This window comes from Cryobacterium sp. TMT4-31 (genome assembly GCF_004403385.1).
Lineage (GTDB): Bacteria > Actinomycetota > Actinomycetes > Actinomycetales > Microbacteriaceae > Cryobacterium > Cryobacterium zongtaii.
On record NZ_SOGI01000035.1, the window covers coordinates 58,068 to 65,315 of the forward strand.

At 68.0% G+C, this 7,248-nt stretch carries 7 protein-coding genes; 6 read left to right on the forward strand and 1 reads right to left on the reverse strand.

The genetic code is table 11. The annotated features are described in order from the left end of the window. Positions 1-4: 4 nt before the first annotated feature. Both E3T19_RS08505 and E3T19_RS08510 read left to right on the forward strand, forming a co-directional pair. Positions 5-583, forward strand: coding sequence for an SRPBCC domain-containing protein (locus tag E3T19_RS08505; RefSeq protein ID WP_134408591.1), 579 nt, complete (start codon positions 5-7; stop codon positions 581-583). Next, positions 580-2,253: an alkaline phosphatase D family protein gene (locus tag E3T19_RS08510; protein WP_134408592.1), complete on the forward strand. Its 1,674-nt coding sequence runs from the start codon at positions 580-582 to the stop codon at positions 2,251-2,253. Before E3T19_RS08505 ends, E3T19_RS08510 begins: the two co-directional genes overlap by 4 nt. On the opposite strand, the gene E3T19_RS08515 is transcribed toward E3T19_RS08510, so the two are convergent. After that, complete coding sequence (locus tag E3T19_RS08515; protein ID WP_088455868.1) at positions 2,250-3,422, reverse strand: globin domain-containing protein; 1,173 nt, start codon at positions 3,420-3,422, stop codon at positions 2,250-2,252. The genes E3T19_RS08510 and E3T19_RS08515 overlap by 4 nt on opposite strands. Positions 3,423-4,154: 732 nt before the next feature. Between E3T19_RS08515 and E3T19_RS19180 the strand changes: the two genes are divergently transcribed. The 4 genes from E3T19_RS19180 (at position 4,155) to E3T19_RS08535 (ending at position 7,142) form a co-directional block, all read left to right on the forward strand. Beyond that, entirely contained in the window at positions 4,155-5,075 is a 921-nt protein-coding gene (locus tag E3T19_RS19180; RefSeq protein ID WP_174776256.1) for a lytic transglycosylase domain-containing protein, read from the forward strand. Between the two features lie 146 nt (positions 5,076-5,221). Further along, positions 5,222-5,683: an isoprenylcysteine carboxylmethyltransferase family protein gene (locus tag E3T19_RS08525; protein ID WP_103461034.1), complete on the forward strand. Its 462-nt coding sequence runs from the start codon at positions 5,222-5,224 to the stop codon at positions 5,681-5,683. Positions 5,684-5,724: 41 nt separating this feature from the next. After that, positions 5,725-6,723, forward strand: coding sequence for an LLM class flavin-dependent oxidoreductase (locus E3T19_RS08530; RefSeq protein WP_088455870.1), 999 nt, complete (start codon positions 5,725-5,727; stop codon positions 6,721-6,723). Between the two features lie 50 nt (positions 6,724-6,773). Next, complete coding sequence (locus tag E3T19_RS08535; RefSeq protein ID WP_134408593.1) at positions 6,774-7,142, forward strand: MmcQ/YjbR family DNA-binding protein; 369 nt, start codon at positions 6,774-6,776, stop codon at positions 7,140-7,142. Positions 7,143-7,248 lie beyond the last annotated feature (106 nt).

Here is a 7,248-nt window from a genome sequence, read left to right on the forward strand (position 1 = left end):
CGACATGACAACCGACGACCTGGACAGGGCGCAGGCGGGCCCGGACGATCCGCGTTTGGTGCGCGGGGACAGCGGCCCTGATCTCGTCTTGAGCCGCAGCTTCGCGGTCGACATCGATGGCGTCTGGGCGACCCTGACCGACCCCGCCCGAACGACGGAGTGGTACGGCCCCTGGGAGGGGAAGGGTGCCGCAGGCCACACCATCCGCGTGCAGATGCGCTTCGAAGACGGCGAACCGTGGTTACCGATGCGCGTCGATGCGTGCGAGCGGCCCACCCGCCTGGCCCTGTCGATGCTCGAGGACCAGGGTGACTGGCGGCTGGAACTGGTGCTCGCCGAGACGGCCGGGTCGACCCGCCTGAGCCTGATCCACCATCTCAGTGGGGTGGACAGCTTGGGGGAGATCGGGCCGGGCTGGGAGTACTACCTGGACCTCTTCGCTGCGGCTGTGCGGGGTACGGCTGTGCAGGCGGCTGCAGGGTCCCGCACCGCGCCCGCGTTCGCGGACTACTACCCGGCGCGATCGGCCTTCTTCACCGCTCTGGCCGAGAGCTACACTCGGCGATTTACGCCTCTGCCATGACGACCTCGGCGCTGATCCTCGGTCCGATGCTGCGCTACGTCGATACCGACTCCGCCAGTGTGTGGGTCGAGACCGCGCGGGCCGGGCAGGTCACGGTGCGGGCCGATGCCAGGATGTGGTCGGCGCGAACCTTCGCCGTGCACGGGCATCACTACGCTCTGGTGCAGGTCGACGACCTGGCACCGGGCACAAGCTCTCCATACGCGGTCGACATCGACGGCGTGCAGGTCTGGCCGCCGTTGCCATCACGTTTTCCTGCATCCGTCATCAGCACGCTCACGCCAGGCGCGCCCCTGAAGCTGGCATTCGGATCCTGCCGCACCAGCGTGCCGCACGACGAGAAAGGCAACCGCAGCCACGGTGTGGATGCCCTTCGCAGCTACGCGCTGCAGATGGCCGCGCTGCCCGGCCAATTCTCCTGGCCCGACCTCGTGCTCTTTCTGGGCGACCAGGTCTATGCCGACACCACGAGCGAGCAGATGCAGGAGTTCATCCGCGCCCGGCGAGACCTCACCGAGCCGCCTGGCGAGGAGCTGGCCGACTTCGAGGAGTACGCGCACCTCTACGGCCTGGCCTGGTCCGACCCGGCGAACCGGTGGCTGCTGTCGACGGTGCCCACAGCGATGATCTTCGACGACCACGATATCCGCGACGACTGGAACGCGTCGCTCAGTTGGAAGCGCGAGATGGAACAGACCTCCTGGTGGCACGGGAGGCTGGTTTCCGGGCTGGCCTCGTATTGGGTGTACCAGCACCTGGGCAACCTGTCGCCCGCCGACCGGGAGGTCGACGAGATCTGGCGGTTCCTCGCCAGCCACGACGGCGACGCCGAGCTCGACCTCAGCGAGAGGCTCGACGCTTTCGTCGAGCGCGCCGCCGCCGAGCCGGCCAGCTATCGCTGGAGCTACTGCCGGGACTACGGCGACAGCCGGCTGATCGTGATCGATTCCCGCATTGCGCGGCGGCTCGACCCCGCAGACCGGGCCCTGATCGACGACGACGAATCCGGCTGGCTAGACGAGCGGATGCGCGGAGGGTTCCGCCACCTGCTGGTGGGCACGTCGTTGCCCTTCCTGCTGCCGACGGGGCTGCACCATCTGGAGGCCTGGAACGAGGCGACCGCCGAGGGCGCCTGGGGTGCTCCGATGGCCGCCGTCAGCGAGAAGCTCCGCCAGGCCCTCGACCTCGAGCACTGGGCGGCCTTCCAGTCGAGCTTTCGCCGGGTGGCGCAGATGGCCACCGACCTGGCCGACGGCAAACGTGGCCCGGCCCCCGACACCATCACGTTCCTCTCCGGCGACGTGCACTACTCCTATGTCGCCGAGGTGGAGCGCAGCTCGGGCAGCCGCATCATCCAGGCCGTCTGTTCGCCGATCCGCAACCCGTTGGCCCTGCCACTCCGGTCGTTCTCGGCCGTGCTGTCCTACGCCATCGCGAACCGGCCCAGCGAGATGCTTGCCCGGTCGGCCGGGGTGCCCGTGTCGCCGCTTCGGTGGCGGGGGATCCGGGGACCGTGGTTCGAGAACTGCCTCGCCAGCGTCTCGGCGACGCCGGCGGGGCTGCGGTTCCGCTGGATCACGGGCGTCGTTCGGGGAGACGGCCGGGCGCGGCCCCGGGTGAAGGAGATTGCTGCCCTCACCATGGCGCCGCGCCGGAACGACGGTGGCTAGGCGCTCGCGAGCCAGAGGTCGGGGCCGAAGACCTCGTAGTGGATGCGGGCGGCCGGGACCCCGGACGCCAGTGCCTGGGCGCGCATCGCCCGCATGAACGGCAGCGGGCCGCACAGGTAGACCGAGGCGTCATCCGGGATGGTCACCGAATCCAGCGACATGAAGCCGTCGTGAGCGGTGTCCAGGGCGCTCGGCGCTTCGAGCCAGAGCTCGAGCTCGGCCGTTTCCAGGATGGCGACGTCGGCGCGCATCTGGTCGCGCAGAGCCCAGCGTTCGATGGTGCTCTCGGCGTGCAGCACCAGCACCTTCCGGTCCGACCCGGTCTCCACCAGCGAGCGCAGGATCGACGCCAGCGGGGTGCAGCCGATGCCGGCCGACGCCAGCACCAGGGGGCCGTTGCCCGTGCTCAGGGTGATGTCGCCGCACGGGTTGGAGAGGGTCAGCTGGTCGCCGACCTGCACGTCACGGTGCAGGACGGGGGAGACCTCCCCGTCGTTGTCCAGCTTCACCGTGAACACCCGGGTCGTGGTGCCGGTGCCGGCCGAGAGCGAGTACTGGCGCACCTGGCGGATCCCATCGGGCATCCGCACCGTGACCCCCACGTACTGGCCGGGCCGGGAGACGGACGCCGGGGTGTCATCGGACGGCACGAGCGTGAACGTCACAGCGTCGCTGCCGGCGGGCTCCCGATGTGTGACCGTCCACGGCGCCAGCGGCTTGTCACTGGCCGCGGCGGCGTACAGGCCGGTCTCCTGCTTGATCAGGGCGTGCGCCATCAGCCAGTAGACCTCGGTCCAGGCATCCGCGATCTCGGCCGTGATGACGTCGCTGAGCTCGGCCGCGATGGACTCGAAGAGGTAGGTGTAGACCACGTCATACTGCTCGGGCAGGATGCCGAGGGAGACGTGCTTGTGCGCGATGCGGGAGAGCATGATCTCCGGCGCACTGGTGGGGTCCTTCACGAGATGCGCGGCGAACGCGGCGATGCTGCCCGCGAGGGCCTGCTGCTGCACACCGCTTTTCTGATTCGAGCGGCTGAACAAGCCGTCGAAAAGTTCGGGATGCGCGGTGAACATGCGGGCATAGAACCCGGTGGCGATGGCGGGCAGCCGTTCGCCGACCAGGGGGAGCGTCGCTTCAATGAGGGGGTGGGACTGGGGGGACAGCATGCAGACTCCTGGTGGGTGGGGACGTAGTACGGGGTGGACGGGGAGTCTCACGCTAACAATCGCTACCCCCGTTCGGGGGAGTCCAAAGCCTCTAGTGACGCCGATGACCGATACCGGACGCGGGTCGCCGGCGGCTCCGGGGCAACGGGGCCAGACTGGCCGCACGTCTACCGTCGTGCACCTGGTTCGCTCGCTCGCCGCGCCGCTCACCCGCACCCGACTATTCAGGGTCCTCGCGCCGTCGGTCCTACCTCCGATCGAACGAGTCCTGCACAGGCTCAGCGCCGGGCGAGTGGTGCATCTGTTCGTCCTGCGGCCTGTTTTCTCCCACGAATCGTGGTTTTTATCCACCTGGCGGCTGACATTTCAAGGGGGTTGCGGAAAATCTTTAACGGGTTTCTGGGTCGCGGTGGGCTCCTCCTTCGACCGGATTGACCGGCTTTCTGAGGCTCGAATCGGGTCCTCATCAGGTATCGAGAAGTGATCCAGTGCACCGCCCAGGACGCAATAGGGGTACCCGGATTGGGGGGAACTTCCCGGCAAAAGGTGAGGATCCATGCAGAAACATATTGCAGTGTAGTGACTTCGCCCGGGCGGGCCCCCGCCTGTGGAACGTCGAATAAGAACCGCTTTGCGCCCTCGTACATGCGATTCGCTCAGTGAGAGACATACATAACTGTGACTTCCAGCACTCCAGCAACACCCGAGACACCCGCTACATCCGCAACAGCCGTGATCCCCGCAACGCCCCTCGAGACCCGCGCGTCGAAGACCCATCGCACGCGCGTCACCCGTCGCTCCGCCGCCGCGCTCGCGGTGCTCTCCATCGGTGCGATGGTCGGTACGGGATTTGTGCTGGAGCCGGCGATGGCCGCCCAGAACGATCGTGCAGTCAAAACCGCGGCCGTCTCGGCCGCGCACGTGGAGCAGCTCGAGGCCTACAGCGAGATCAAGCAGGCCCGGGCCGAGAAGGCCGCCACCGACACCATCACCGGCGCGAGCACCGTGATCACCGCTGCCGAGAACAAGGCCGATGCCACCCAGGTGGCGACTCCGGTGGCGATGCTCACCAACTTCAAGTACCTCGCGCCAGAGCGCATCTACGAGCTCGTCGAGCAAACCAACGCAGAGCTGCCGCCCCTGCAGGCCGCAACAGCGGAGTTCGACCGTATCGCCGCCGAGCAGGCTGCCGCTGAGGCCGCCGCTGCCGCTGCCGCGGAGGCCGCTGCCGCCGCTGCCGCCCAGGAGGCCGCCGACGCCGAGGCCGCTGCCGCCGCAAAGGCTGCCCAGGCCGCCAAGGCCGCCCCGAAGGCCAACACTGCTCCCGCTCCGTCGGCGCCGACCAACCCGAGCGGCGCTCAGGCCGTCGCCCGCGACATGATGAGCGCCAAGTACGGCTGGGGCGCCGACCAGTTCGGCTGCCTCGTCAGCCTGTGGGACAAGGAGTCCGGCTGGAACGTGAACGCGTACAACGCCTCGAGCGGTGCCACCGGCATTCCGCAGGCGCTGCCCGGCAGCAAAATGGCCACGGCCGGATCGGACTGGGCGACGAACGCCTCCACCCAGATCTCCTGGGGCCTGGGCTACATCTCAGGTACCTACGGCACGCCGTGCGCGGCCTGGTCCAAGTCCGAGTCTGTGGGCTGGTACTAACCGACCGAGCACAATCATCACCTGAACGGCCCGCGGGCCAGGTTGGGGGGCACTGCTCCCGGAATCTGATCCGCGGGCCGTTTTCGTGCGGGCAGGATGCGTCGGGTGCCCTGCCCAGCACGGGTCGGCGGGCGTACTCTCGGTGCATGAAACGTGCGCTCGCCTCCGGCCTCGTCTTTGTGCAGATCGTGCTGCTGGTAGGCCTTCTCGTCCTGCCGCATGGCACAGTGTGGCCGGTGAACGGGTTTGTCGTCGCCACAGCGATCGCGCTTATCGCGGTGGGGGTGGCTCTCGCGGTGCAGGGATCCACAACGCTCGGCCCCGCCATGACGGCCAGCCCGATACCGCGCGACGACGCCCCGCTGGCCACCAACGGGGTCTACGCGGTGGTGCGCAATCCCATCTACACAGGGCTGATGTCGGGAGGGTTGGGACTCGTCGTGATCGGCTCTTCCCTCATGCACGTCGTGGTGTGGGTGGCGCTGATCGGGCTCCTGGCCGGAAAGACCCGATGGGAGGAGCAAATGCTCTTCGAAGAGCATCCCGCCTACTCGGACTACGCGGCCAGAGTCGGTCGGTTCCTGCCGGGTGTCGGTCGGATTCGGTGAATGCGGGTATCGATTCGGCCCCGAAATCCGTTACCCCCAACATGACGACACCGCTCTCCATACTTGACCTCGCCCCTATCGCCCCCGGGCAGACCGTCAGGGAAAGCTTCGCCGCCAGTGTCGCGCTCGCCCAGACCGCCGAAAAGCACGGGTACCAGCGGGTCTGGTACGCCGAGCACCACAACATGCCGACGATCGCGTCGTCGGCCACCAGCGTGCTCGTCGGTCACGTCGCCTCCCAGACCTCCACCATCCGGCTCGGATCCGGCGGCGTGATGCTGCCCAACCACTCGCCGCTCACCATCGCGGAGCAGTACGGCACCCTCGCGGAGCTGTACCCCGACCGCATCGACCTGGGCCTGGGCCGGGCTCCCGGCAGCGACCAGACCACCGCCAGGGCGATGCGCCGCGACCCGCGCGCCTCCGACCAGTTTCCGCAGGACGTGATGGAGCTGGCCGCGTACCTGCGCGATGAATCGATCATCCCCGGGGTGCGGGCGGTGCCGGGAGCCGGTACCAACGTTCCGCTCTACATCCTGGGGTCCTCCCTCTTCGGCGCCGGCCTCGCGGCCGCGCTGGGCCTGCCGTACGCGTTCGCATCGCACTTCGCACCCGACTCGCTGTTTGAGGCCGTCGCCACCTACCGGCGCGACTTCAGGCCGTCGGCGCAGCTCGCCGAGCCCTACCTGATGGTGGCCGCCAACGTGATCGCGGCAGACGACGGGGCGGATGCCACGCAGCAGTTCGAGATCATGCGTCGCTCCAGGGTGCGCAGCATGATCGCCCGCGGACCGGCATCGCCGGAGTACTCCGACGACCAGATCGATGCCTTCCTCACCACCACGGAGGGGCGCCGCCTGGCCGACATGATGCGATACACGGCCGTGGGTACCCCCGCGGACGTGCGCACGTTCCTCGAGGAGCTGACCACCTCCACCCAGGCCGACGAACTGATCCTCGCCCACGCGTCGCAGCAGATCGGTGACCGGCTGCGGTCCGTGGAGCTGACCGCCGGCGCGATGGTCGGCGTTCCGGCCTGAGACTTCGCCGAATGCTGGCTGGTCCGGGAGAAGTCGCTAGTGTCACAGACATGACCCCGGACGCCCTCGTTGAGTTCTGCCTCAGCCTGCCCCAGGCCACCGAGACGTTTCCGTTCGGCGACGAGATCAGCGTCTTCAAGACCAGCGGCAACGGCAAGATCTTCGCCCTCAGCGCGCTGGCCGGTGACCCGTTCAGCGTGTCGCTGAAGTGCGACCCCGAAGAAGGGCGCGCGCTGCGGGAAGAGTTTCCCGGGCATATCCACCCCGGCTACCACCTCAATAAGAAGCACTGGATCACCATCGTGCTCGACGGGTTCGTGGAGGACGAGCTCGTGGAGCAGCTTCTGCGCGACAGCCATGCTCTCGTGCGGCCCAAGGTTCCCAAGGCTCCCCGGGCTCCTCTGGATAGCGCGGAGTAGGGCGCCCGCTAGGTGTACTGCCCAGGGACGTTGGTTGATGTGTGACGTCTTGAAATGACGAAGACCTCCGGTGGAGGGTGGAGCTGTCTAGTTCCCCAACCCGTCC

Coding starts and splice junctions, on each gene's coding strand:
- E3T19_RS08515 (WP_088455868.1), bottom strand. CDS start 3,422: ATGCTGTCCCCCCAGTCCCACCCCCTCATTGAAGCGACGCTCCCCCTG.
- E3T19_RS08505 (WP_134408591.1), top strand. CDS start 5: ATGACAACCGACGACCTGGACAGGGCGCAGGCGGGCCCGGACGATCCG.
- E3T19_RS08535 (WP_134408593.1), top strand. CDS start 6,774: ATGACCCCGGACGCCCTCGTTGAGTTCTGCCTCAGCCTGCCCCAGGCC.
- E3T19_RS08510 (WP_134408592.1), top strand. CDS start 580: ATGACGACCTCGGCGCTGATCCTCGGTCCGATGCTGCGCTACGTCGAT.
- E3T19_RS08530 (WP_088455870.1), top strand. CDS start 5,725: ATGACGACACCGCTCTCCATACTTGACCTCGCCCCTATCGCCCCCGGG.
- E3T19_RS08525 (WP_103461034.1), top strand. CDS start 5,222: ATGAAACGTGCGCTCGCCTCCGGCCTCGTCTTTGTGCAGATCGTGCTG.